21 protein-coding genes, 1 pseudogene and 2 riboswitches are annotated in these 25,073 nt (G+C 41.1%); of the genes and pseudogenes, 7 read left to right on the top strand and 15 right to left on the bottom strand.

Annotated elements, in window-relative coordinates:
• The first annotated feature begins 25 nt into the window (after positions 1-25).
• A complete protein-coding gene (locus ACTHPA_RS10735) occupies positions 26-1,195 on the top strand; it encodes a PqqD family protein (protein ID WP_440500238.1) in 1,170 nt (389 codons plus the stop codon).
• Positions 1,196-1,495: 300 nt separating this feature from the next.
• Positions 1,496-2,131, top strand: a complete 636-nt coding sequence (locus ACTHPA_RS10740) for a 2OG-Fe(II) oxygenase (protein ID WP_440500239.1) — start codon at positions 1,496-1,498, stop codon at positions 2,129-2,131.
• Between the two features lie 43 nt (positions 2,132-2,174).
• Here the strand turns inward: ACTHPA_RS10740 and ACTHPA_RS10745 are convergent, their stop codons facing one another.
• Entirely contained in the window at positions 2,175-3,404 is a 1,230-nt protein-coding gene (locus ACTHPA_RS10745; RefSeq protein ID WP_440500240.1) for a NupC/NupG family nucleoside CNT transporter, read from the bottom strand.
• 171 nt (positions 3,405-3,575) lie between these two features.
• On the opposite strand from ACTHPA_RS10745, the gene ACTHPA_RS10750 reads away from it, so the two are divergent.
• Entirely contained in the window at positions 3,576-4,565 is a 990-nt protein-coding gene (locus ACTHPA_RS10750) for a LacI family DNA-binding transcriptional regulator (protein WP_440500241.1), read from the top strand.
• Positions 4,566-4,592: 27 nt separating this feature from the next.
• On the opposite strand, the gene ACTHPA_RS10755 is transcribed toward ACTHPA_RS10750, so the two are convergent.
• The 4 genes from ACTHPA_RS10755 to rbsK all read right to left on the bottom strand — a co-directional run bounded on the left by ACTHPA_RS10755 (position 4,593) and on the right by rbsK (position 9,084).
• The gene (locus tag ACTHPA_RS10755; protein WP_440500242.1) at positions 4,593-5,876 is read right to left on the bottom strand and encodes a uracil/xanthine transporter; all 1,284 of its coding nucleotides are present in this window, start codon (positions 5,874-5,876) and stop codon (positions 4,593-4,595) included.
• A 63-nt stretch (positions 5,877-5,939) separates the two neighbouring features.
• Positions 5,940-6,860 carry a nucleoside hydrolase gene (locus tag ACTHPA_RS10760; protein ID WP_440500243.1) on the bottom strand — a complete coding sequence of 307 codons (921 nt, stop codon included), beginning with the start codon at positions 6,858-6,860 and terminating at the stop codon, positions 5,940-5,942.
• On the bottom strand, positions 6,857-8,062 hold the full coding sequence (locus ACTHPA_RS10765) for a M20 metallopeptidase family protein (protein WP_440500244.1): 1,206 nt from the start codon (positions 8,060-8,062) through the stop codon (positions 6,857-6,859). The genes ACTHPA_RS10760 and ACTHPA_RS10765 overlap by 4 nt, the downstream gene beginning before the upstream one ends.
• Positions 8,063-8,079: 17 nt before the next feature.
• Positions 8,080-9,084, bottom strand: a complete 1,005-nt coding sequence (gene rbsK, locus ACTHPA_RS10770) for a ribokinase (protein ID WP_440500387.1) — start codon at positions 9,082-9,084, stop codon at positions 8,080-8,082.
• Positions 9,085-9,211: 127 nt separating this feature from the next.
• On the opposite strand from rbsK, the gene ACTHPA_RS10775 reads away from it, so the two are divergent.
• A complete protein-coding gene (locus tag ACTHPA_RS10775; RefSeq protein WP_440500245.1) occupies positions 9,212-9,751 on the top strand; it encodes a hydrolase in 540 nt (179 codons plus the stop codon).
• Between the two features lie 94 nt (positions 9,752-9,845).
• Positions 9,846-10,023, top strand: a riboswitch (Lysine riboswitch).
• 110 nt (positions 10,024-10,133) lie between these two features.
• Complete coding sequence (locus ACTHPA_RS10780) at positions 10,134-11,582, top strand: amino acid permease (RefSeq protein WP_440500247.1); 1,449 nt, start codon at positions 10,134-10,136, stop codon at positions 11,580-11,582.
• 140 nt (positions 11,583-11,722) lie between these two features.
• On the opposite strand, the gene ACTHPA_RS10785 is transcribed toward ACTHPA_RS10780, so the two are convergent.
• From ACTHPA_RS10785 to ACTHPA_RS10795, 3 genes are all read right to left on the bottom strand, one after another.
• Positions 11,723-13,678 carry an LTA synthase family protein gene (locus ACTHPA_RS10785; RefSeq protein ID WP_440500248.1) on the bottom strand — a complete coding sequence of 652 codons (1,956 nt, stop codon included), beginning with the start codon at positions 13,676-13,678 and terminating at the stop codon, positions 11,723-11,725.
• A 206-nt stretch (positions 13,679-13,884) separates the two neighbouring features.
• Positions 13,885-15,132, bottom strand: coding sequence for an MFS transporter (locus ACTHPA_RS10790; RefSeq protein WP_440500249.1), 1,248 nt, complete (start codon positions 15,130-15,132; stop codon positions 13,885-13,887).
• Positions 15,133-15,324: 192 nt separating this feature from the next.
• On the bottom strand, positions 15,325-16,311 hold the full coding sequence (locus ACTHPA_RS10795) for an NAD-dependent epimerase/dehydratase family protein (protein WP_440500251.1): 987 nt from the start codon (positions 16,309-16,311) through the stop codon (positions 15,325-15,327).
• Between the two features lie 202 nt (positions 16,312-16,513).
• Here ACTHPA_RS10795 and ACTHPA_RS10800 point away from each other — a divergent pair, with 202 nt between their 5' ends.
• The gene (locus ACTHPA_RS10800; protein WP_440500253.1) at positions 16,514-17,323 is read left to right on the top strand and encodes a tryptophan-rich sensory protein; all 810 of its coding nucleotides are present in this window, start codon (positions 16,514-16,516) and stop codon (positions 17,321-17,323) included.
• A 151-nt stretch (positions 17,324-17,474) separates the two neighbouring features.
• Here ACTHPA_RS10800 and ACTHPA_RS10805 read toward each other — a convergent pair whose 3' ends face one another.
• The 6 genes from ACTHPA_RS10805 to ACTHPA_RS10830 form a co-directional block, all read right to left on the bottom strand.
• Positions 17,475-18,509 (bottom strand): serine hydrolase domain-containing protein, encoded by a 1,035-nt coding sequence (locus ACTHPA_RS10805; protein ID WP_440500254.1) that lies wholly within the window; start codon positions 18,507-18,509, stop codon positions 17,475-17,477.
• Positions 18,510-18,882: 373 nt separating this feature from the next.
• On the bottom strand, positions 18,883-20,190 hold the full coding sequence (locus tag ACTHPA_RS10810; RefSeq protein WP_440500255.1) for an LLM class flavin-dependent oxidoreductase: 1,308 nt from the start codon (positions 20,188-20,190) through the stop codon (positions 18,883-18,885).
• Positions 20,191-20,208: 18 nt separating this feature from the next.
• Positions 20,209-20,961 (bottom strand): 3-oxoacyl-ACP reductase, encoded by a 753-nt coding sequence (locus ACTHPA_RS10815; protein WP_440500256.1) that lies wholly within the window; start codon positions 20,959-20,961, stop codon positions 20,209-20,211.
• 134 nt (positions 20,962-21,095) lie between these two features.
• A riboswitch (TPP riboswitch) is annotated at positions 21,096-21,196 on the bottom strand.
• 303 nt (positions 21,197-21,499) lie between these two features.
• Positions 21,500-22,798, bottom strand: coding sequence for an FtsW/RodA/SpoVE family cell cycle protein (locus ACTHPA_RS10820; protein WP_440500257.1), 1,299 nt, complete (start codon positions 22,796-22,798; stop codon positions 21,500-21,502).
• Complete coding sequence (locus ACTHPA_RS10825) at positions 22,788-23,186, bottom strand: helix-turn-helix transcriptional regulator (RefSeq protein ID WP_440500259.1); 399 nt, start codon at positions 23,184-23,186, stop codon at positions 22,788-22,790. The genes ACTHPA_RS10820 and ACTHPA_RS10825 overlap by 11 nt, the downstream gene beginning before the upstream one ends.
• Positions 23,187-23,188: 2 nt before the next feature.
• The gene (locus ACTHPA_RS10830) at positions 23,189-23,725 is read right to left on the bottom strand and encodes a sigma-70 family RNA polymerase sigma factor (protein ID WP_440500260.1); all 537 of its coding nucleotides are present in this window, start codon (positions 23,723-23,725) and stop codon (positions 23,189-23,191) included.
• A 137-nt stretch (positions 23,726-23,862) separates the two neighbouring features.
• Between ACTHPA_RS10830 and ACTHPA_RS10835 the strand changes: the two are divergent.
• Positions 23,863-24,657, top strand: a pseudogene (locus ACTHPA_RS10835) (SMI1/KNR4 family protein); the annotation flags it as partial.
• Between the two features lie 86 nt (positions 24,658-24,743).
• Here ACTHPA_RS10835 and ACTHPA_RS10840 read toward each other — a convergent pair.
• The gene (locus ACTHPA_RS10840; RefSeq protein ID WP_440500261.1) at positions 24,744-25,052 is read right to left on the bottom strand and encodes a hypothetical protein; all 309 of its coding nucleotides are present in this window, start codon (positions 25,050-25,052) and stop codon (positions 24,744-24,746) included.
• Positions 25,053-25,073 lie beyond the last annotated feature (21 nt).

Below are 25,073 nucleotides of genomic sequence, written 5' to 3' on the forward strand. Positions count from 1 at the left end.
ATTTTAAAGGGAGGTGGAGCTAAGTTTGAAATTAACATTGCTAGCACAATTCACTTTATATCCTTTAACCATACAAAAAGATAAGAAGAATTATATCGTGGAAGAACCTGTTTCTGGTGACTTTTTTGAAATGCCAGTTATATGTATAGAAGCGATTGAAAGAATAAATAAAGGCCAGACATTAGGGGAAATCGAAAAAGAGCTGCAGAAGAAATATCCAAATGAAAACGTAGACATGATCGAATTTGGCGAACAGCTTATTGAATTAGGTCTTGTTGAAAAGATAGATGGGGAAAGTATCATTCAAAAAAAAGAAATTCAAGCTTCTGGTGGTTTTACATGGCTCCCCCCTTCTGTCGGACGTTTCTTTTTTAATGGGATAATGAATAAGATTTATGTCATTTTAGTATTGATCAATCTTTCGCTTATCATGTGGAACCCTGGATTATTCCCACATTATCAAGATATATTTATATTCGATTCGATGATGTTCAATATCATTACTTACATGCTGATTTCCCTCGTATTAATCTTCATCCATGAGTTTGGACATATTTTGGCTATAAGATCCTATAATTTACCCGCTGCATTAGGGATTGGGAACAGACTTATCTTTGTTGTTTTTGAAACAGACTTAACATCAGCATGGAGACTGGCGCCAAGGCAAAGAAATATCCTCTATTTTGCCGGTATGTCATTTGAACAAGTTTGTGTTTTAATCGCATTAACAATACAGCTTCTCTTTCCGGAAGGGAATGCAATTTTAATAGGGATACTTAGTATAGTCGTTTTTGATATTTTCATAAAAACAATCTATCAATGCTGTTTCTACATGAAAACTGACGTATATTACTTCGTTGAAAACATAACTGGATGTTATAACTTGATGGAAAGTGGGAGGCAATATTTAAGTAAATGGCTGCCATTTTTAAGAAGGTACTCTAGGGATGCCGAGACGTTCGATGGAGAGCAAAGAGTTGTACGTATGTACAGCGTATTTTATATCGGCGGGATTTTGTTATCACTTAGTCTACTTGTCTTTTACTTCCTGCCACAAGCCTATTATGCTTACTCACGAGTTCTTTCTAATCTATTTCATTCTTCGACTCCATCCGCTTTTTGGGATGCCATTGCTTTTCTTGGACAGACAGTATTGTTGTTAGGTCTATTTTTGTATTCGAAAAGAAAGGTATAAATTGAACGCACAGTTGCCATAATGTACACACAGGGAGCCAATCAAGGACTTATGATTGGCTTCTTTTTTACGGATTAATATGGTTTATCATTTTAAATTTATTACATAGCGCGCTTGGAAAATAATTCCGAAAAAATCCCTCAGTTAAAATTTTACGTGATATAAAACTACGTGATAAAATAAATTGAATTTAATTCCAAAAGGAAGTGGAAACCGTACAAGAAGGCCGTTATTACAAGTTACCTATTGCCCAAAAACGTATTTGTTTTAAAAACTAAACAGTTTAAGAGGTGTTCGAAGATGATAACGGATAATAAAGAGCAAACAATATTTAATCATGTTGGAAGCAAAATTATGACAGATAGAGAAATTGACATTGTCGCTAGATTAGAGGAGCCATTAGTAGTCGTTTTAGGAAATATTTTAAGTGACGAAGAATGCGATGAACTGATCAAATTGTCTTCAGATAGAATGAAACGCTCAAAGATTGGAACAACACGCGAAGAAAATGAGTTGAGAACAAGTAGCAGTATGTTTATCGAAGAAAGTGAAAACGAAATTGTGGAGAGAATCGAAAAGAGAATCTCAACGATTATGAACATACCTATTGAACATGGAGAAGGCCTTCAAATCCTACGGTATACTCCTGGTCAACAGTATAAGGCTCATTATGATTTCTTTTCATCAACAAGCAAAGTAACAAACAATAGAATTAGTACACTCGTTATGTATTTAAATGATGTTGAAGAAGGCGGAGAAACCTATTTCCCTAAACTGAACTTTTCAGTATCGCCTAAAAAAGGGACTGCAGTCTACTTCGAATACTTCTATAACGATCAAGATCTAAATGATTTAACTTTACACGGCGGTGCACCTGTTATCACTGGTGAAAAGTGGGTCGCAACGCAATGGATGAGGAAACAAAGAGTTAGGTAAATACAAAACCGTCCCGACAAATCATGTCAGGACGGTTATTTTTTTACATAAACATTCCGGCGATGGTACCACTCATCAAGTTGGCGAGCGTCCCAGCCAGAACCGCTTTCATACCAAGCTTAGCGACAACACCGCGTTGATTTTCCGCAAATGCGGTCATACTGGCTATCAAGATTCCAAGAGATCCCACATTGGCAAAGCCGCACAATGCAAATGTCATAATGGCTACCGTCTTGTCAGACAATGAATCGATCAAAGGCTGGAACGACGTGAAAGCTACCATTTCGTTTAATACAACCTTTTGGCCAAGCAAGTTACCTGCAGTTAATGCTTCCGACCAAGGGACTCCCATCACGAAAGCGAGTGGGGAGAAAATATAACCAAAAATCTGTTGGAGCGACAGCTTTGGATATCCGAACCATCCACCGATGCCTCCAAGTAAACCATTAAACAGAGCCATTATCGAAATGAAGGCGATTAGCATGGCGATAATAAGACCCGCCATCTTTAAACCTTCCATGGCACCTCTAGTAATCGCGTCAATTACACTCGGTTTTACTTCATCAGCTTCAGTCGCATTAGATTTCTCCGGATCCACTATATTCAATGGCGTTTCAGTTTGGGGGATCAAAATTTTTGCGAAAACGAGTCCAGCTGGCGCGGCCATGAAACTAGCAGCGAGCAAATAATTGATTGGAATACCAAGTGCTGCATATGCAAGGAGCGTACCGCCGGCAACGGAAGCCAATCCGCCAACCATGACCGCAAAAATTTCTGATCGTGTTAATGTTTTAATATAGGGCTTGATGATGACCGGTGCTTCTTGAACGCCTAAGAAAATATTTGAAGCAGCCGTCAGCGATTCAGCCTTACTTGTCCCAAGGAGCTTTGAAAGTCCTCCTCCGATAACACGGACAAAAAGTTGCATAATCCCGAAATGATACAATACAGAAATGAGTGCTGTTACAAATATAGCCATTGCAGCGACACGGATACCGAAAATGAAACCGGTAGGTTGGGAGGCATCCGCCAATCCACCGAAAACGAACATCAATCCTTCATTTCCGTAATGGATAATATTCCTGACCCCTTCCGATATTTTTTCAAGCACTATTCGGCCGACTGAGGATTTGAGCACGATATAACCAAACAGAATTTGCAAAAGAACCCCAATACCAACGATTCGATAGTTAATCTTCTTTTTATTTTCGGATAATAGAAATGCAATTGCCAAGATTACAAGACAGCCTAACAGGCCTACTAATATATTCATAATCCTTTCCCCCGTTCCAAACTAAACTCATTTACACTTTATGTGTAATCGGTTACACGTAATTTACCATATCATTTTATCGACTGTCAATGTGAATTTAAAAACATACCATTGACCAAGTTATGGATTGTTGTTATGTTGATGTAAACGATATCACAATTGAGGTGCTTTATGGCTACAATCAAAGACGTGAGCAAACTGGCCGGTGTCTCCGTGGCAACCGTCTCCCGTTTTCTGAACAAGAATGGATATGTTAGTAAAGAAGCGGCGCAAGCGATTACAGAGGTAATTGAAAAATTGAATTACAGACCAAATAATATTGCTAGGAGTTTAGCAGGGAAAAAGACAGCGACTGTCGCCCTAATGGTTCCAGATATCTTAAATCCATTTTTCCCTGAAATTGCCCGTGCGGTAGAAGATGCGGCACATGAAATCGGTTACACAGTCATGCTTTGCAATACGGATAATGATCCTGATAAGGAAGCAAAATACATCGAGACACTTATCCAGAAACAGATCGATGGCATTATCATCTCTTCTTATACAATTAAGCCAGATCAGGTGGCTAATCTGCAAAAGCACTCTATTCCCGTCGTTCTGATGGATAATGCTTTTCCAGGGCAGGATATCATTTCTCTTCTTGCTGATAATCGAGGCGGCGGCATATTAGCGACACAGTATCTTGTCGAGCAAGGTTGCCGGAAGATCGGACATATTTGCGGTCCAATGCATATCATCTCCTCTCGAGAACGCACTTTAGGATATGAGGAGGCTTATAAGCAGACAGGACAATTCATGCCAAGTCTCATTACTTACAGTGATTTCACAGTGAGGGGCGGTTACGATTCTATGAATGAGCTCCTTAACGCCCATCCCGATCTTGACGGCATTTTCGCCAGCAATGATTTGATGGCTGCAGGCGCTGTTAAAGCATTGATAGAACGAGGCATCAAAGTGCCAGAAGATGTGAAAGTCATCGGTTTTGACGGGATTCATATGGAAATGATGGTGCCGGAGCTATCGACTATTGCACAGCCCATTTATGAGATCGGTAAGACGGCAATGGAGTATGTCGTCGCGTTAATTAATAAAAAATCTATCGATGTAATGAGCAGACGCTTCCCAGTAAAATTGATGGAAAAACAATCAACAAAAAGATGAGTTCCTAATATGGAACTCACCTTTTTTTCAAACTTCCACTTTCTTCTTCGAAGATATTTCCATTATCAATGATAGCAAAACACCGACAAGCAGCCCATTGCTGATAATTGGCTGCACAAGAACAGGAAATACGCTGAATGCCACAGGTGTAAGAGTCATGACACTTAATCCTACAAGAGCAGGTATGGTCAGCCGGTATAAGGGAATCTCCTCTAGCGGCAACTGCCGAATATTTTTCACCGCATTGCCAAACAGCTGTAAATAAGCGACAAATAATACGGCATCCCCAATACTCGTCGGCATCATTGAGAAAAACGAACCGAGCATCGGTACGAGTCCCATCACAATAAAAAGACTTCCACCTATAATGAAGGGCAGTCGCTCGTAAATTCTCGTGCTCTCCAAAAAACCGATCGATGATGTATATGGCCCGTAGGGGATGAGGCCGAACAACCCTGCAATGATCGTATGAAAACCTGTCAGAATAAAAGAACTGCGATATTGGCGAGCTGAAGTCTTCGTCTTTAACAACTTTTCAATTGTTGTAATAGCTACCAATGAATTGGCCATATTAATCAGTCCGGCGAGAAAAGCGGTCAGGACAATACCGATGTCCATCCGGAATGCTCCCCAAGGTAAAAACGGGAGGAGCGTAGACGAACCACCGCTCACTTGTACACTTGTTGTAATTAAAAGGCTATGTGCAATCCAACCAACCATCATCCCAATCAAAATAGAATAATTCCCAAGTTTTCCGAATCCTTTCGTTGCAAGTACTAATACAAGAACTACAATTCCGATCGATAGCATGGCGATAGGTGCATTAATCTTCCCTTCCTCATCAATTCCAAGCATCCCTTTAAAGAACACCATGATCAGCTGGCAAGACAATAAAAACAGATATACCGTCAAGACGATAGGGTTGAAGAGCTTCTTCAAGGTACCCGCAAATCCGAATGCACCGAGAAGAATCGTCATTATTCCCGCGAGGATGATACCGAGCGCAAGACTGCCACCGACCTCTGCATAACTGAGTCCGACAGCAGGCGCTGATGCACATAGACTGAGCACCAATCCCCACCACACTCCTCCATGGCCTTCCATAAGAGGATACTTATGACCCAATACCGCCTGCAATATACTTGCTGCCCCTGTAACGATGAAGGATGTCCGGATAATGCCCGCTATTTCCATGTCAGGCAACTCAAATGCGGCACCTACAGACAACGGAACGACAACCGTATTGGCAAACATGAAAAACAGCCATTGCACCCCGGCTAGCGATAATGCCGGCTTCGATAAAGAGTTCATTCAATTTCCTTCTTTCTAAACGGAGAAGAGTCTGACACATTTCGTCAGACTCCAATCCAAAGCTTATCTACCTAATGTATCCACTAATGTCTCAATGAACCGGTCCCGATCCACTTCCACGCACACATTGACATTTGGCTCTTTCTTCAGCCAGCCTTTGAAATCACAAACCGTCTGTCCGTCACATAAGTCGCTTTTCGTTTCCACATCTACGTAGTGCAGTTCTGTACGTACGAGCGATTTGTCGAGAGCCACCCCTACAGCAAGCGGATCATGCATCGCGCATGCACGATTCCCAGTCAATTGAAAATGACGGTTCATGTAATGGGTAGTTGATTCTTGCACGAAGTCACGGACGGCACCTGCATTCATCCGCTCAATATCCGCTTCCGTCAAGAGTGTTTGCCGCGTTACGTCCAGACCGACAAGTGTAATTGGAATACCGGCATGAAGAACAATCTTTGCTGCCTCAGGATCGATAAAAATGTTATATTCCGCGGTAGGAGTTATATTGCCAGGTGAACTCACAGCTCCTCCCATGATGACTAGCTCCTTCACCCAATCTTTCAATCGTGGTTCTTTACGAATTGCAAGCGCCATATTTGTCATTGGTGCCAACAAAATGATTGTCAGCTCGCCCTTGTACTTTGCCGCCTGTTCAATAATGAAGTCAGGAGCGAACCCGTCTTCATTCACTACTATTTCCATCTCTTTCAACGCGCCGCCAATTCCGTCATTCCCATGGACGCTCACTTCAAAATGAGGATCTCTCAACAATGGACGGTTAGCGCCTTTAACGATAGCTACATCTTCCCTGCCAAGCAACTTCATCACTTTTGTCGTATTAACGGTCGCTTGCTCTAGTGAAGTATTGCCGTTCACTGTCGTAATGCCAACAATATCAGCTTGTCCACTTTGGACTGCCAAACAAAGACCGATAGCATCGTCTATTCCTGTATCCACATCGATAATTACTTTTTTCATGCTTCCTCTCCTCCTACCTTGTTTGTTTCGAGTAAGGCTGCAATACATTCTACTGCAGTCGCCATACCATATTTAAGTGCATCAAGATTAACGTGATATTTGGCGTTATGCCATGGGAAATTCTCTTTCTCCGTCGACCCAGTACCCCAATACATGAAGACGGACGGCACGTGGCTCGCGACAATCGAAAAATCGTCTCCGCTCATATATGGATGCTCTACTTCCACCACTTTATCATCGCCAAAAGCTGTTCGGATTGCATTGGAAACGACCTCTGTCATCTCTGGATCATTCCAACATGCCGGATACCCCCGGTTATATTCATATTCATACGTCCCACCCCAAAAAGAAGTCACCGACTGCAACAGCGCCTCGATCTGCTGTTCAATACGGTCCTGCGTTTCCTTCTTGATCGTGCGGACAGTTCCAGAAATGTCCACGCGATCACACATAACATTTGAAGTGAAACCACCGTTCACTGTTCCATATGTAATGACCGCAGGATCGAGCGGCGAGGTTTGACGGGACACAATATTCTGCGTTCCTGAAATGAATTGGCCCGCCATCGCTATAGCGTCGATCCCTTGCTGTGGCGCTGCCGCATGGCCACCTTTCCCGATCAGTGAAACAAATATTCTATCTGTATTTGCAAGCATATACCCCTTCTTCATTTCAAACTTTCCCGGTGTCAGAAATGGATTAGTGTGAAGGCAGATTGCCGCATCCACTTTCGGGTTTTCCAAAATTCCCTCATCGATCATTAATTTCGCTCCGCCAGGATGTACTTCCTCAGATGGCTGGAACATCACCTTCACAGTCCCTTTCCAGTCGGCTTCCCGCTCTTTCAATATAGTTAGAAGACCGAGCCCGACCGTTACATGTGCATCATGGCCACACGCATGCATGACACAAGACCGGGTGGATGCATAGTCAAGTCCTGTCTGTTCATCGATTGGAAGTGCGTCGATATCGCAGCGGATCAGAATAGTCTTTCCAAGCTCCGCTCCAGTCAATTCAGCACAAACCCCTGTCTTTGCCATCTTCCTATAAGAAATTCCGAGCCGTTCCAATTCTTTCACAATAAATGCTTGCGTTTCGTACTCCTCTTTACTAAGTTCTGGATGCTGATGTAAAAATGTATAAGTCTCCTTTAAATAGGACTCTAAGTTTTCTTCGATATAAGATAATGAAATATGCTCCATCCTACTGACCTCCTATCCTACAATTCATCCAGGAAAGGCATCCCTTCCTGGGCTCCAAATTTCGTCACAGCCTTGGCCGATGCATTTACTGAAAATGTAACCATGTCAGTAATCGACCATCCTTTTGTCACGCCAACCGCTAGCGCTCCATTAAACGAATCACCTGCTCCAGTTGTATCGACCAGCTCTACTTTGGGCGGTGGAACAACTTTCAATATACCGTTATCTAAATAGGCGCACCCTTCCGCTCCAAGTGTGACGAGAAGGGTTTGATCATGAACAGTTTGCCATTCATCCATTAGTGCCCTCAATTGATCGCGAGATGTAAAGGAATGTCCAGTCATCATTTCAAACTCTGTTTCATTCGGCGTCAAGAAATCGACCAATCCTAGCAGTTCAACAGGAAGAATCTGTGCGGGTGCTGGATTCAAAATTGTCGTTACGCCATTATATTTCGCCACTTGCAAGACTTTAGCAACGGTGGCAAGCGGAATTTCCAACTGTGTCACAAGCACATCTGCACTAGCAATCACTTGCTCAATCCGCTTATCGATCTTATCGGGAGTTATGGCAAAATTTGCGCCAGGCACGACAGTGATACAATTGTCGTGGTCGACGGAATAGATATTCGCAATCCCTGTCTGCACTTCGTCAATTGTTTCTACAAACTCCGTATCAACATCATTTTCCTTCAGCTGCGAGAGAAGACTACGACCAAACTCATCATTTCCAACTGCTCCAACCATTCGGACTTCACCGCCAAGTCGTGCCGCGGCGACTGCCTGATTGGCACCTTTTCCTCCAGGCAAATACGTAACCCGCTCGCCCAAAATTGTTTCTCCCATCTTCGGAAGCCGTTCCGCTGAAATGACGATATCCATGTTAATGCTGCCAACGACGACTATTTTCTTTTTCACCCAATCACCTATTTCATCCTTCATTCGGAAATCCATTAATGTGTAACCGATTACACATTTAGGATACCATACGTCAATCACCTCGGCAAATTGAATTTCGGGCATCCCCAAATTTAATACTCCAATCAATTTTTATAATTAATTGCACCGTTCCTATTGGCGATACATGATATGATTGGATATAGAATAATCAAATAATTAATCTAGTTTACAAAGGGGGCTGGATTTTCACATGTTCACAAAAGATCAAACGGTATTTGTACTTGTAGATGTTCAAGGCAAATTGGCTAGAATTGTGCATGACAGCGAGGAGTTAATCGATAATTTGAGGAAGCTGATCAGCTGTTTGCGGATTTTGAATGTGCCAATTATTTGGCTCGAACAGTATCCAGATGGTTTAGGGTCTACTGTAGAAGAAGTGGCGGAACAATTGGAAGGACTTACACCAATTCCTAAAATGACATTTAGCGCTTATAAAACTGAGGCATTTAGGAATGCACTGCTAACAACGCAAAAATCGCAAATCCTTATTGCGGGCATCGAAACGCATATTTGTGTTTACCAAACAGCTGCCGATCTCAAAGAATCGAATTATGATGTACAAATCGTTGAGGATGCCGTATCTTCCCGCACGTTGGCAAATAAACAACTTGGACTAGAAAAAATGGAGGCACTTGGCATTTTTGGAACAAGTGTAGAAATGGCTATTTATGAATTGCTAGAATCAGCGGATGCGAAAGAGTTTAAACAAATCTTAAAAATTATTAAGTAGCACATCTGAAGAAGTTGATTGTGTAATGTTTTACCATTGCATTATGAATAATATTGTCCTATAATTTATTCATTAATTTAATACTCCCATTCACCGATGGGATAGAGGCTGCTGCTCATAAGAGTAGGACGGACGAGATTCTCTGAGATTGTTGACTCCGTTTGAAAGGATGAGTTGCCGAAGTGTGGATAGATCATTGGCTATCCATGCTGGTGATGTTTTCGAATAGGAACATCATTGTCACGTTTTTAACGTGGAGAACTATCTTCGGAAGGATTTACGCATTTATCCAACAGCCGTCGATTTGCCTTGATGGCTGTTTTTTAATTTGGGTAAACTATGTAGATGTAACAACCTTCCGTCATAAAGAGGAGTGGACAACATGGAGAACAAGTTAACAACTACGAATACGCCTCAATTGAAAAGAACATTGAAAGCCCGTCACCTGATGATGATTTCTCTTGGAGGCTCGATTGGAACGGGGATTTTCTTGGCAAGTGGCGGAGCAATCCATGCTGCAGGGCCAGGAGGGGCATTGGTTGCGTATGCAGCTGTAGGGATCATGGTGTACTTCCTGATGACGAGCCTTGCGGAGATGGCCGCTTATATGCCTGTGGCAGGATCATTCAAAGAATATGCTACACGATTCGTCGATCCGGCATTCGGATTTGCAATCGGCTGGAATTACTGGTATAACTGGGCGATTACGATTGCTGCGGAACTGGCAGCGGTTGTATTGATCATGAAATTCTGGTTTCCTGATAGCCCTTCGTTCTTATGGAGCGGACTTGCCCTTCTGATCATGTTCGGCATCAACTATATGTCTGTTAAAGGTTTTGGCGAAACCGAATTCTGGTTTTCACTTATTAAAGTTGTAACGGTCATCATCTTCATCATTACCGGGTTTCTAATGATTTTTGGCATTATGGGCGGCGAAGCGATCGGCTTTTCGAACTTCACGTTTGGTGATGCACCGTTTAACGGAGGATTCTTTGCGATCCTTGGTATTTTCATGGCAGCAGGGTTTTCTTTCCAAGGTACGGAATTGCTTGGTGTCGCTGCCGGTGAAAGTGAAAATCCGGAAAAGACGATTCCCAAAGCGGTAAACTCTGTTTTTTGGCGCATCCTTCTTTTCTACATCTTTGCGATTTTCGTCATCGGGATGATAATTCCGTATACGGATGCACGATTATTGAGTGAGTCGGTTTCTGTCAGTCCGTTCACACTCGTATTTGAACGGGCCGGATTTGCATTTGCTGCTTCTGTCATGAACGCCATCATTTTGACTGCGGTCTTATCTGCTGGTAACTCGGGTATGTATGCATCTACCCGAATGCTTTGGGATTTGGCGCGTGATGGGAAAGCGCCAAAGTTCTTAGCGAAATTAGATAGAAGAGGCGTGCCGGTCAATGCGTTGATCGCTACGACATTAGTCGGTTCCCTTGCCTTCCTTTCCACTTTCTTCGGAGACGGTACGGTGTACGTCTGGTTGTTGAACGCATCAGGGATGGCTGGATTTGTTACATGGCTCGGAATTGCAATCAGTCACTACCGTTTCAGAAGGGCCTTTATTGCACAAGGCAGAAATCTCTCGGATCTTCCTTATCGCGCAAAATGGTTCCCATTCGGTCCTTTGTTAGCTCTGGTCCTATGTATTTTCATCATTGCCGGCCAAAACTTCCAAGCCTTTACTGGCGGTAACATCGATTGGAACGGCGCACTCGTTTCCTATATAGGTCTTCCTCTTTTCTTGATCGTTTGGCTAATTTATAAAGTTAAGTTCAAAACAAAGCTGATTCCATTAAAGGATTGCGACTTTGAAAGTAAATGATGATATGTAAAACAGCCGAATGAGTGAGGTATCCCCCTCTCCATTCGGCTGTTTTTTATATATTATGAATGGGTAATCGGCGAAAAAAAGAAGCATGCCCTCTCCATTAGGAGAGAACATGCTTCTTCAACTGCAATATGTCAATCGTTTAATTGTACATCTGCATCTTTAGTGTAGTTATACTGAGAAGGATCGACAGGTGTATATCCTTTTGGCGTATAAAATCTCAATAAGTCACCATTCACGACTTTATCGGAAAGCTCCAATTTATAATCCACTTCTTTTTTCAAAGCATTGGCACGCTCCATTTGACGCTCGTCCAGAGGCAAGCCTGTTTGATTATCATAAAACTTTTCATTGATTGAATCAATCGTCGGGCTGATAAAATCGCCATTTCGGAACGGGACGACTTCATTATGCTCTTCCGAGAATAAATCGGAACCGAATTGAACAAAGTCTTTCGTGTCAATTCCAAGCAAATGTAATAACGTCGGAAGAAGGTCTGTCTGGCCACCATACGTGTGGTTAATGCCACCTTTCATTCCAGGAACATGTATGAATAATGGAACGCGCTGCAAGTTCGCACTTTCATAAGGTGTAATGTCTTTCCCTATGATTTGGCCCATCGCTTTTTTATGATTCTCTGAAATACCATAATGGTCACCATACAGAACAATGACCGAGTTATCATATAAGCCTGTTTCCTTTAATCGAGTGAAGACTTTTTCAATTGCTTCATCTGTATACCGCGCAGTTTGGAAATAAGCGTCCACACTGGTGTCCCCAGTCTGTGCTTTATCGATGGTCACCAAGTCTTGGTTCATAGCATACGGATAGTGGTTTCCAACCGTAATGAATTTCGTATAAAAAGGTTGCGGCAATGAAGCGAGCATGCTTTCAGATTGTTCATAGAACGGTTTGTCCAATAATCCGTATTCGGCCATGTCGATAGGAGAACTCGTATCATAATAACTCGCATCGAAGAAATGGTCGAATCCAAATTCTTTGTAGATGGTATTTCGATTCCAGAAGCTTCCGTTATTCCCGTGGAAGACAGCAGATGTATACCCATAATCCTTTAAAATGCTTGGGGCGGCTTGGTACGTATTTTGTGCTTTCGTAATAAAAGCAGATCCTTGGGGCAATCCGAATATGGAGTTCTCCAACATGAATTCCGCATCGGACGTTTTACCTTGGCCCGTTTGATGGAAGAAGTTATCGAAATACGCTGTATTCTTATCTTTTGTTAATGAATTTAAAAACGGTGTAACTTCTTCCCCGTTCAATTTATAGTCAATCAAAAAGTTTTGGAATGATTCTAAATGCAAATAGATGACGTTCATTCCTTCGGCTGCACCAAAATAGGTTGGATTCGGTTCGGCGTAAGCAGATTGTGTATAGTTGATCACTTCTGTGAGATCACTGCTATCCGCCAAAGCTCTTTGTGATGACGCTGCCGCCGTTTCCACCGAGTCATAAATCGTGTAATTATACATCCCTAAATATTTCACAATATAGTTTCGATCAAAACCTCGAGTCAATAGTTGCGGACGGCTTGATTCAGCGAGTCCTAGATTAATAATAGAAATGACTAAGGCGACAGCAATAATCGCAGCCGCTTTTTTAGATCCTACCCGATTTGTCTCTTTTTGTACCTTACGTGAAAATCGAAGGTACATCATAACGAATACATCCACAAAGAACAAAACATCATAAGGTTTTAGCAAGGACAGAACACTTCCGCCCAAATCCCCGAAATTTTGCGTTTGCATAAGGGTAGGAATTGTAATGAAATCACTGAAGAAACGGTAATAGACGATATTTGCATATAATAGAATCGACATGAGAATGTACATGACGACGAGCGATGTATATTTTTTCTTTCCTTTAAACAAAAAAGAAATTCCTAGAAATAGCAATGCTGAACCGAGCGGATTTAGCAGTAAAAGGAATTGCTGAAGAGGTCCTTCTACCCCTAATTCAAACTGTGTAGCTTGAGCGATATATGTTTTCATCCATAACATTAAGACAGCTATTGCATATATTCCTAAAAAGTTGTGTAAAAGAAAATCTTTCATATTCCATTGTTTTCTCATGTAAACACCAACCTTTTACTTTTTTATTTTGCTTCTGATCTATGGAAAACATTATTTTAATGTAACTTTTTCTACAGGTAAAATATAATACTCCTCTTTAGCTTTTTCGTCAAGTTACTAAGATTTCCAAGATGAATCGAATAAGCGTTAAATGATGAAATAAAAAACAGCCGGATGAGAGAGGTTCCTCCTCTCCATACGGCTGTTTATGATGTGATAGAAAATGCTCCTCTTTCTTTTTTATAGCTGAATGACCAAAGGATTGCTAGGAACAAAAATACAATTGCCCCTCCCCAGTAAACGTAAGTGAATCCGTTTACTAACCCAAAAATCATGAAGCTAATAAAAGGACCTATAGATGCGCCAAGATCTTGAGCGATTGTATACGTTGTCAGAAATGAAACGACATTTGTGTTTTTTGAAACGTCCAAGGCAATTGCATCCACAATGGTTGTAAGTGATGTAGATGCAATCATCACTAAGAAAGTAAAGAAAATCATCACAGCGAGTGAAAGTTCATTGGAAATAATTCCAAACGTCAAGCCTCCAAAGATCAAGGATAGAACGAGTAAAGGCACTCTTCCTTTTGCTCCATCGGACCAAATCCCAAAACGTGCTCCTAAAAACGGTTCCCATATCCATCGTATCGATAAAATAATTCCCGTCAGGAAAGTAACACTCATTACTGATCCAAACAAGACGACATTCTCCCCATGGTTATGTTCAATCAATGAGCTTAGAGTTGAGATGAATACCCCTTGAATGAGCAGAGTGATACAGAAGCCAGTAAAAATAATCATTCCTCTGCCCTGTTTAAGTCTGTTAATAAATCGTTCGTTAACAATGACAGCCTTGTTATCCTGCACATTAGCCATCGAGGAAGTTGTATTCACATACATTAAAATCAAAGGAAGCCCTAACAGAGTAAGACAACCAAAAATAATCGAAACGGCACTTAACCCTATAATTGGCACAAGCAATCCACCTACTAACATACCAAATAAGCTGCCTAATCGATATAATCCGTTGTACAGACCAATTGATTTACCCCGATTGTCCTTGTTTGTATCAACGGCCAAAATGGATAAACCTCCGATTCTGAAAAATGACCAAGCAATTCCCCAAAGACTACGTAAAATTATCCACGCAATAAAACCGCTCAATAATCCGTAGCCTAACGTCGTGATGCTTCCTAATAGAATTGCGATAACTAATCCGGTCTTAAGGGAAATCTTATTATAAAGCCATCCAACAAGTGGGTTAAAAGGCAAACGGATAAAACGGTTAATGGATAGAAGCACACCAACTTGCCAAATGGAGTCAAGACCAGCCTCTTTCCAGTACAAAGGCAACGCAATATATAACATTGAATCTCCTAAAAGACTTAAAGCAGTCACCAATGCAACTATGATGCTGACAGGAAATTTACTTTCCCCTTTCGTTGATTCCGACAATGCAGATCACTCCTATTTGGACATTGGTTTTGATTTATGTAAGCCATATACTAGCGCGTAAAATCTGTAATCGAAGTGCTTTACGTTTTGACGACTTCATTTAATAACCTAATGTGCCTATCCCCACAGAATAGATTGCTCGGGGATAGGCACTACAAGTAGGGGCAAATGTCATTAGCACCCATCAGTTATTCAATTTGATATTCTTTCTCTCGCAGCAGTTTCAAGTAATAATTTCTCGATTTCATTATTTGGACCAACTTTGCATGTTCCGGAATCGAGATGTGCTGCCCATTCCCTTGTGTCATCCGCAGTGTCGCGAAGGGGACGAATCGAAAGCCCAGCCTCCACAGCATTAGATGCATCGACAATAAAAAAGCCTTGTGGAAACTGTTCCGAAATTGGCATCCACAATGGGAAACGATGCTTTGCATCCATCTCTACCTTTTCCACAATCGTATCAGGAATGGCGATTGTCTCAATTCCTTGTTCAGCAATTAATTCATCAATGAACGCTTCGAATGAAACGGGTTCAGAAGCAGCGTTAAAAGTCCCTGTTTTCTTCCCCTCAATCATGGTTACTATCCACTTTGCCAAATCACGAACATCAATCCATTGTACTTTCCTGTCTCCTCCCGGAATGGCAATTGGCCCTTCCTCTACAGTTCGCAAAGCCCAATATGTGAATCTATCCGTTGGATCATGCGGACCTACGATAATGCAAGGTCTAACAATTAGGGCCTTTTCGCCAAATCCATCCTTTACTTCATTTTCGCACATTACCTTTAGCGGACCGTACGTTGCACCCGTCACTTCGTCCGTGTTGACAGTATGTGTAAATATCGAGCCATTCTCATTTACATCGCCTTTTGAGTAATCATCATAAACTGAAATCGTTGAAATAAATGTATAATGATCACTCTTTTCTTTCAGTGCCTCAATAACAGGTTTTACATCATTCGGCGTATAACCGCTTGTATCAATGACAGCATCCCAATGTTCGAGGGCAGCCTGATCCATATTTATGCGACGATCCCCAATAATGCGACGACACGCTGGAAATAAATCAGGATTTGTTTTTCCTCGATTGAATAGAACTACTTCATGTCCTTTTAGTAGTAATTGCTCAACAATATGACGACCGACAAACGATGTTCCGCCAATAACTAATAATTTCAATTGATAACCTCCCCATGTATTCTGAATAGAAATGGCATCTAACAAGTACTTGTTCTCTATTCCGCGGCACAATTCCTTCAACTTTCAAAAAAATGCTAGAAATTCTACACTTCAACAGCCACTTGCCAAAAATCGTTTATATTGTTGGAATACAGGAATAGTAGAAAAGAGTGATGAATATAGTTCGAGAAAGGAGGATTCGATGAAGTTAACTAGCAAACGAGTATGGTTGAATACAGTAATCGTTCTTACATACATCTTGATGATTGTCACTAATGTATTGGCGAACGTTTTACCCATTAACGGGCAAACAACGGGTGAAATTTCAGCGAAATACAGTAATTTATTTGCCCCTGCAGGCTTTACATTTTCAATCTGGAGCGTCATATATGTCTTATTAGGATTACATGTCTTATACCAACTCGGTTTCTTTCATAAAAAGCTAAAACCTTCTACAGCCCGTCTGTTAACACAAGTCGGCATCTACTTTTCAATTTCTTCAATTCTTAATACCCTTTGGATACTTGCATGGCATTATGAAAAACTATTCTTATCCGTCATCACTATGATCGGGCTGCTTCTTTGCCTAATCAACATCAACAAATTGACCGCAGAGGCTTCCCTCTCTTTAAAAGAGAGTTTTTTTATCAAACTTCCCTTTAGTGTCTATTTTGGCTGGATAACAGTTGCGACCATTGCCAACATTACAGCTTTCCTCGTCTCGATCAGATGGGATGGATTTGGGTTATCTGAAGTGACATGGACTATACTTATCCTGATTATCGGAACAATCATTAGTGTCACAACAATGCTTCGCTTACACAACCCTGCATATGGTTTGGCTGTATTATGGGCTTATTTCGGTATCTACTCTAAACATACATCAGAAACCGGATTCAACAACCAATACCCCACCATAATATGGACTGTCATTATTTGCATGATTGTTCTATCTCTCACGATCATCCTTGTCGCCGTGGGAAATCGAAGACAGCCCAAAACTAACGTGTAGTAACTATTACTTGAATGGTGTATGTCCCTCCTATGTGGAATTCTCTATCCCTTTGCACTACACGCTTCCTGCAGAAGGTGCGAAACGCACTAACAAAGAGTAACCAAAAGTATGTAAAAAAAGAACGAATGCAATATTGCATTCGTTCCTTTTATTTACTCGAAACCGCAAGTCGTATCGCCATCCGTACTGCTGTTGCAGGGTTCGCCGTTTGGTTTACATCACCTACAAAAAACAGATCTTTCTCGGGATAATAAAAAGCAAAGGAACCTGTCGAGCCCGAATGTCCGATCAATTCCCCCTTACCAGTAAAAAGCATTGTAAATCCACCTAATGGGATTCTCATATAGCCGCCACCATATTGAATGGGATAAAAGCTGATTTGTAACTTCTTATACATCTCCAATTGGTTGAAGATTTCTTGATTAAATAAATCTCCTCCAAAAAACGCTTTAATAAAGACCATCATTTCGCGGGCAGTGGTAATTGCCCCTCCACTCGCTCGACAGCTTTTAATGTATTTCGGAAGGGAAAGCGCATTATTTTTAAAATAAATACTGGGAATAAAATCATCCTCATCTATAGGTAAATATGTTTTCTCAAGCTTCAATGGTTCAAAAATGAAAGATTTATAGACATCTTCCAATGAAGAATTCGTAAGGGACTCAATAATCTGGCCTAAAATATCAAAATTGATATCCGCATAATGTGATCTATTTAATGTGTCAGGTGCAAAGTGTGGTTTCATCTCTTTCGTAAACGCTATTATTTCGTCAATTGTGATGTTCATATCTTCCTGAAGTACACGTTTTCGAAGATTATTTTTACCTTCTTCAGATACATCCGGTAACCCGCTTGTCTGAAACAGCAAATGAGCGATGGTCAATTTTGCGGTATACTCCTGTCCTTTATAGAGATGGAGCCCACTAAGTTTCTCTTTATCAAAAAAACGTGTCACTTTATCATCTAATGAGAGTTTCCCTTGCTCCAGCAAAATTAAAATGCATGTAGTTGTAAACAGCTTCGTAATACTTGCCATGAGCAATGGCGCATCTATGCTCTTGCCCCCATACTCATTTTTGTATGAAAAATCCCCATTTCCATTTTGGATAAATAGTACAGACTCATGTATATGCTTTGATTTCACGACTCGGCTAAAGATCTCATCGTATTTTTTAGTCACCATCAGTTCCTAACCTCCCTTCTTGCAGACTATTTGATTATATTAGTTGATGTCTATTTGCATGCAGGAAAAGAGGCTTCCCAAAAGTTTAACTAACTAAATGAGAAGCCTTCAATTGTGTTGGACAATGGACCGTCGAAGTACGCCACAAGTCTATTTAGTGAAATGAAAGACTTGCTTGCCACAACAATCGGAGACACAAAAATGGCACGTGAATTCTACGGAATTCATAGGGCCGTATCTGGACGTATATTGAATGTTGATATGTGGAATTGGAAAGGGTTGATTATACTGAAAAACCAACGGAATTTCTGGGGCTATAGACGGAATCCAAAGGGCAGCGTTATTGAATCGCTCCCCTTTTCATGATCTTTTATTATGTTAGCCCTAAATGTCTACGTAATGTATGTCCTTCATAATATTTTTTGAAAAGACCTCTCTTTTGCAGCTCCGGTACTATGAATTCAACAAAGTCTTCTAAACTACTCGGCAATGTGGGAGGCATAAGATTAAATCCATCGGCTACCCCTGCTTTAAACCAAAGCTCCATCTGATCGACAATCTCTTCAGGTGTGCCGATGAGCGTGAAATGTCCTCCACCAGCATTTAGATACCCCAATAATTCCCTTACTGTTGGGTTTGTATCATGAATAATTTCTATTATCGTCTCATATCGGCCGACCGGTCCAGTAAATTCCTCCACAGGCGGCAATGGTGGAACCTTTTCATCAAGTGCCCAATTGGAGCAGTCTTGCCGAATAAAAATGCTCAGCTGTTTTAATGCCGTGTCAATAGGTAACTGTACATCTAATGCCGCTTTCTTGGCTAAAGCCTCTTCACGACTCTTGCCGACATAGGTGACTAAGCCCGGAAACACTTTAATATATCTGTTGCTATTCTCGCTTTGTTTCATTTGCTCATTGATTTTTTCTCGAAACCTTTTTGCTTGCTTGAAGTTCCACGACACTGAGTAAACTGCATCTGCATGCTTTGCAGCTAATGCAATGCCTTGCTTGGACGCCCCTGCCTGCATTGCGACCGGTTTACCTTGAGGACTTTTCGGCGTAGTGGACGGACCACACACTTTAAAGTAGGTACCTTCGTGATGAAATGGCGTGATGTGTGAAGGATCGATCAATTTTTTCTCTTCACGTTCATGCAGAAACGCTTTGCTATCCCATGAAAGAAATAAATGATTCATTAAAGTAGCAAATTCATCTGCTTTTTCATAGCGTTCATCATGAGACGGCAGCTTATCCATACTATGATTTTGTGCTTCAACATCAGTCATTGAAGTAACAAGATTCCAACCTACACGACCTTTTGTAAGATGGTCTAAACTTAAAAGCTGTCGTGAAGCTGTAAAAGGATTCGAAAAAGTACTTGATATCGTTGGAACTAATCCCACATGGTCTGTCACTTGGGATATGGCTGTTAAATTGATGAGCGGGTCAAACCAAAACGCCGGCATATCACTGCAATCTTTGCCTACAAAAGATTGATTATCTGCAAAGAATACGACGTCAAATAGGCCCTTTTCCGCCAACTTGGCTAAGTTTTGATAATAGGTAATATCACCAATCCGTTCAACACTTGAGTCAGGCATAAGCCACGCAGCTTGGTGGTGTCCGCAGCCATACAGCAAAACACCTAAGTTTAGTTGTTTTGCGTTCATTTCAACCATTTTTCACTCCCCCATTTGTCAGTTCATTGTTAAACCGCCATCGACTGTGATATTCTGCCCTGTAATACCGCTTGCATTGTCTGAAGACAAATATGCGACCATATTCGCTACTTCTTGTGGCGTGGTGACCTTCTTCAGTGGCGTAGAACTTGCAATCAAATCGAATACTTCCGGCGTTGTAACAGCACTGGCGTTAGTTGTTTTCAATAAGCCTCCTGAAACGACATTCGCTTTTATGCCATATGCTCCTAACTCGGCAGCAATATTACGTGTAAAACCGATCAATCCGGCTTTCGCTGTTGTATATTCATGATAAGGAACGACAGGATTCTGAAATAGATTCGTCCCTATATTGATAATACTTCCATTTTGTCGTTCAATAAATTGAGGTATGACACTTTGAATTACGTTATATGCTGCTTTTAAAGTACCATCCAACTGTCTTTGATAGTCATCCCAAGTTAGTTCTGCGAAAGGTTTCTGCTTGATTGGATCAAATTTGAAATCGATTAATGCATTATTCACCACAACATCAATTTGCCCAAAATAGTCAGTTGCCTCTTCTACCATACGATCCACTTCTGTTCGATTGGTTACATCAGCTTGAATGGCAATCGCATACTCCTTTCCAATCTCGGAAACAATCTTGTCGGCTGCCTCTTTGCTCTTATTGTAATTGACGACTACCCGAAATCCTTGGCTTGCCAATGTTCTTACGATCGTTGCCCCTAGTCCTTGACTACTTCCTGTTACCAATACGACTTTACTCATCCTAACCACTCCTGTTCTTATACGTTTTGAATCGGTAAATGGCAGCTAATAAAAAAACGCAACCTTCCAAAAGGAAAGTTGCGTAAAACTATGACGACACACCAAAAAGAAGACAGAGTCATCCCTCTTCGTATGTCCGAGAGTTTACACTTTCCTACGCTAGTTTCAGCTAGATCAGGTTCAAAGGGTTTGAGTCTCTACTCATCTCAGTTAAATAACACCCCTAGTGCATACTATTAAGTTTTTAAAGTTTTTATAAAAGATCATGCTGCCATTTATAATATTTCTATTAGTTTGCACTTTAAACCATATCATATAGTATGATCTATTACAACTGGACCATTTATTTCCTTGGTGCTTGTCCGCCCTTGAGTAACAATGCTTTACTGCTCATGAACGAAATGACAGAGTGATAAATGTAAACCCGATATTTTTGTTTTTGATCCGATATTGACGCCAGTCAAATATCTTTGCCATAGAGACAATGATATACTTAGCGTCACACATTCTGTGTTGCCATCATCTTCAGATGGATGATTTATGCAGAGTAAATTTGTTTTCCGATAAACGCTTTTCTCCGATAGACGCTTAAGACTAAGCCTATTAGAAAGGCATTTATCAGCAATGGTGTAATCCCGTAACTAATAAACGGTAACGGCACGCCTGTTAGTGGTAAGAAGCCAAACACCATTAAAACAGAGTAAATACTCTGGCAACTGTATAATGTTCCTGCTGCGATAACGAGTAACTTACCATATGATTGTGGCATTGTAGTAACAAGCCACAAAATGCGTAGCGCAACAGCGAATATGATACCAATGACTGCGAGTCCTGCAACATAGCCATACGATTGAATAAGCTGTACCAAAGCATAATCAGTGTGGGCTTCAGGAATGTAGTGAAGCCTATCTGCCCCGAACCAGCCAGCCCGTGCAAGTGCTTCATTTAATTGGAGCATCATGTAGCCTGCTGAATCCGCATATAATTCAGGATGTAAAAAAGCTCTGATGCGTACTGTTTGATATGGCTCAAGTAAATAGTGATATGCATAAACACTAAATGCCGCTATCGCTAACCCCATTCCCCCTACTATTAAAAACACAATAAGCTTCGCTTTTCGGTTGAAATAGCTAAAGCTAAACAAAACGGCTACAACTCCCATATATAGTAGCGTTACAGAAAGACTTCCTATCATCATGAATAAGAATATTGGAAGTAGAAATAATCCAGTCAGTTTCCAACCTCTCCATTTGCGTTCAGTGAAAAATCCTGCAAAGGCTACTAATAACAACGGAAGCGCCATCCATGCCTGCAAACGAATTGGACCTATTTTATACATTGCTTCTCCATTAACAAAGATGTTGGGCATAGCCCAGAGAACGATTAATAACAACAGTGCCCCTCTATAAAAGAACATACTATAGCATTGCAGTTTACGATAATCAAAATACATGATGACGGCTATCCCTGCAACGGCTAGTATGATATGAAGGATTTTATTTTTAACAAAGTAATTCGTCATATCTACACCAAATCGATGGCTGAAATCTGTCGTTAAGATTGGTGTAATGCTTACAGCAATCAATAGCAACACTGCGCCAATTAGCCAGAAATCCCATTTTGGCCGGTGAATTTTGTCCATTGATTTTCCGAGCTGTGAAGCAGAGCCCATTTCCTCAATGGCTTTTTGCTCAGCTTCTATTGAAGAGTAGCCTGAATTCACCCAGGCTTGTTTGGATTTCGTCAGATGGTGGTGCAATTCTTCTTCTACATAGCTACGTGCCTCTTTTGAACGGATATAGCTTGTAACTTGCTGTAGAAACTCCTTAATCAACATTCATGCGCACCCCCCAAATTAGTTCCTTAAGAGATAGCTTTTCATGCGCATTGTCTTGCTGTAATCGCTTTTTCCCGAGCTTCGTTAATTGATAGTACTTCACACCACTTTCCCACCTTGCAGAAAGCCAACCGTGCTGCTCGGCTTCATGTAAAACCGAATAAATCATCCCTTCATTATGAACAATTTGCTCGACACCACGGACATGCAGCATTTGCGTTATTTCCGTGCCTGACTTTGATTCTGTGAGCATGGATAGTAATGTTTGTTGTAAGGATAATACTTGTAACTGTTTATGTATTTGCTGTCGATGTTTTGTTTTAAATTCTACTTTATTAAAGACAGTTTGATCGACTGCTTTTTTCAAATTTTTTAAGCGTTCTTCCACTCCTACTCACACTCCAATCGATTCTTCAATAATTGTTTTGCTTTACGCAATCTCGTTTTCACGGTACTTTTGTTTAGCTGCAGGACGTCTGCTATTTCCTTCATCGATTGTTCCTCGTAATAGCATAAATAGATGACTTCACGATATTTCAGCGGTAGTGCGAACACAGTACGTGCTAGTTCTTCATCTTCTTGTTGCCTAATAACTTGCTGCTCGACACAAACTCCACTTTTCACTTGTGCGATTCGATTATCTTCGGTCGCTTCTACATTTTTTGCATACCAGCTTTTCAAATAATCTTTTGTATGATTAATCGCAATGCGCCATAACCAAGTTTTCATTGAAGAATTAAACTGGAATGTCGGCAATGCCCTATAGCACTTTACAAAAATTTCTTGTGTTAAATCTTCCGCAACGGAGAGGTTATGTACGTATTGCATAACAAGCTGTAATATATCTTGACCATAATCAATCATGAGTTCATCAATGATCTTTTCATACGGTAGTAACTTCGTTTGTTCAATTGAATAGCTATCCACTTCATATCCCCCTTCATAACATTAGACGAGTGCCGATTGGCAGAAGTTTTTTTATTTGTAATATATAGCAGTCTATATGAACTTCTAATAATAGCGATAGACAGCCTTTGTATTTAGCATTACCGGGATAATTCTAGAATGGCGGGGTGCCGAAGAACACCAACTTTCCAACAGAGGAACCGACTTCTTGGGCGGAAAATCATATTGCCATTTCGGGGATTATGGGAATTGGTCGCGAGAAAAGCTATTCACTGTGCGGGGATCTCGGCAGTCCTTTTATGATTGAGGAATGGGGATATCCTGATATCGGTGTGGTGATCTGTGATTGCCCTTCAGCCGGTCATGATGTCGTCATGTTAGACTATCGGGCAAGCGGTTCAGATGGCGAACCTGCAGTTGTCCATGTCGATCAGGAAGATGATTATAAGATTACCTTCCTAGCCGCTAATTTCGAGGAGTTTATTAAAGGCTTAGTGAACGATGAACAATATGATACTTCTGAGGAAGATAAAATCGAGGCCATGGGGAAAGTAGCATACGGCAAATTTTCTCCTCTGCTGGAGGAGCTGTGCTCTCGGGTAATCGAATTGGAGCAGGTGGGACAGAAAATCCGCAGCATCTGTACACGGATTGTCGAAGAGAAAGGCCATTTTTCATTTCACGCAGACGAATTATCATATGTCATGTATGACGTACAGTTTTGGTTATATACGAGGGCAAATCCAGACACGAGCCGCGATCAATATGTAGCTGTTTATCCGAGCATCATCGTATTTGGTGATGAATTCGGCCAAGGCGGCTATGCCCCTTCCTTCATTACAGATTGGCTTGATATTCGCATGCAGGAAGGGCGGATTGTACAGGAGAACGGGATGATCCGGTTTACCGATTCCTATGCGGAGGAAGTTATTAATACGTTGCGAGAAGCTTAATCAGGTTCATGGAGAGCTCGCTTTAAAAGCGGGCTCTTACCATTCCGGCTTCTCCACGTACGACATTATTGCATGTTATTGCATTGTTACATAAATCCTTCCTCCGGTTCACCGACAGCAAATCCTAATACTTGTGTCGCTTCCAATTTAAATCTCTCTATCCAGGAATGCCAATCATCATTACTCATCCGCGCATAAAAAGATAATCCGCTTGGTTCAACGGAGGCCGTAATGAAAACATTATCTTCTTCACACCCGAACCAATAAGGAATTCCATCTTTATATCCTTTCCACCCCGGCATACTCTCATATATATTTTTCACTTTATCCCATACATTATCAGGTAGGTAATACCATATATTTAGATTGCAATTTTGAGAGTTGATGTCACTCATTTGCGTCTCTCCTTTAGTAGC

It is taken from the genome of Sporosarcina sp. SAFN-015 (assembly GCF_051966875.1).
In the GTDB taxonomy this organism is placed as follows: domain Bacteria; phylum Bacillota; class Bacilli; order Bacillales_A; family Planococcaceae; genus Sporosarcina.

Bases quoted from the DNA above. Each gene is read 5' to 3' on its own strand.
- ACTHPA_RS10750 (WP_440500241.1), top strand. From the start codon at position 3,576: ATGGCTACAATCAAAGACGTGAGCAAACTGGCCGGTGTCTCCGTGGCA.
- ACTHPA_RS10785 (WP_440500248.1), bottom strand. From the start codon at position 13,678: ATGAGAAAACAATGGAATATGAAAGATTTTCTTTTACACAACTTTTTA.
- ACTHPA_RS10740 (WP_440500239.1), top strand. From the start codon at position 1,496: ATGATAACGGATAATAAAGAGCAAACAATATTTAATCATGTTGGAAGC.
- ACTHPA_RS10840 (WP_440500261.1), bottom strand. From the start codon at position 25,052: ATGAGTGACATCAACTCTCAAAATTGCAATCTAAATATATGGTATTAC.
- ACTHPA_RS10780 (WP_440500247.1), top strand. From the start codon at position 10,134: ATGGAGAACAAGTTAACAACTACGAATACGCCTCAATTGAAAAGAACA.
- ACTHPA_RS10760 (WP_440500243.1), bottom strand. From the start codon at position 6,860: ATGAAAAAAGTAATTATCGATGTGGATACAGGAATAGACGATGCTATC.
- ACTHPA_RS10805 (WP_440500254.1), bottom strand. From the start codon at position 18,509: ATGGTGACTAAAAAATACGATGAGATCTTTAGCCGAGTCGTGAAATCA.
- ACTHPA_RS10745 (WP_440500240.1), bottom strand. From the start codon at position 3,404: ATGAATATATTAGTAGGCCTGTTAGGCTGTCTTGTAATCTTGGCAATT.
- ACTHPA_RS10815 (WP_440500256.1), bottom strand. From the start codon at position 20,961: ATGAGTAAAGTCGTATTGGTAACAGGAAGTAGTCAAGGACTAGGGGCA.
- ACTHPA_RS10755 (WP_440500242.1), bottom strand. From the start codon at position 5,876: ATGAACTCTTTATCGAAGCCGGCATTATCGCTAGCCGGGGTGCAATGG.
- ACTHPA_RS10800 (WP_440500253.1), top strand. From the start codon at position 16,514: ATGAAGTTAACTAGCAAACGAGTATGGTTGAATACAGTAATCGTTCTT.
- ACTHPA_RS10765 (WP_440500244.1), bottom strand. From the start codon at position 8,062: ATGGAGCATATTTCATTATCTTATATCGAAGAAAACTTAGAGTCCTAT.
- rbsK (WP_440500387.1), bottom strand. From the start codon at position 9,084: ATGCCCGAAATTCAATTTGCCGAGGTGATTGACGTATGGTATCCTAAA.
- ACTHPA_RS10775 (WP_440500245.1), top strand. From the start codon at position 9,212: ATGTTCACAAAAGATCAAACGGTATTTGTACTTGTAGATGTTCAAGGC.
- ACTHPA_RS10820 (WP_440500257.1), bottom strand. From the start codon at position 22,798: ATGTTGATTAAGGAGTTTCTACAGCAAGTTACAAGCTATATCCGTTCA.
- ACTHPA_RS10810 (WP_440500255.1), bottom strand. From the start codon at position 20,190: ATGGTTGAAATGAACGCAAAACAACTAAACTTAGGTGTTTTGCTGTAT.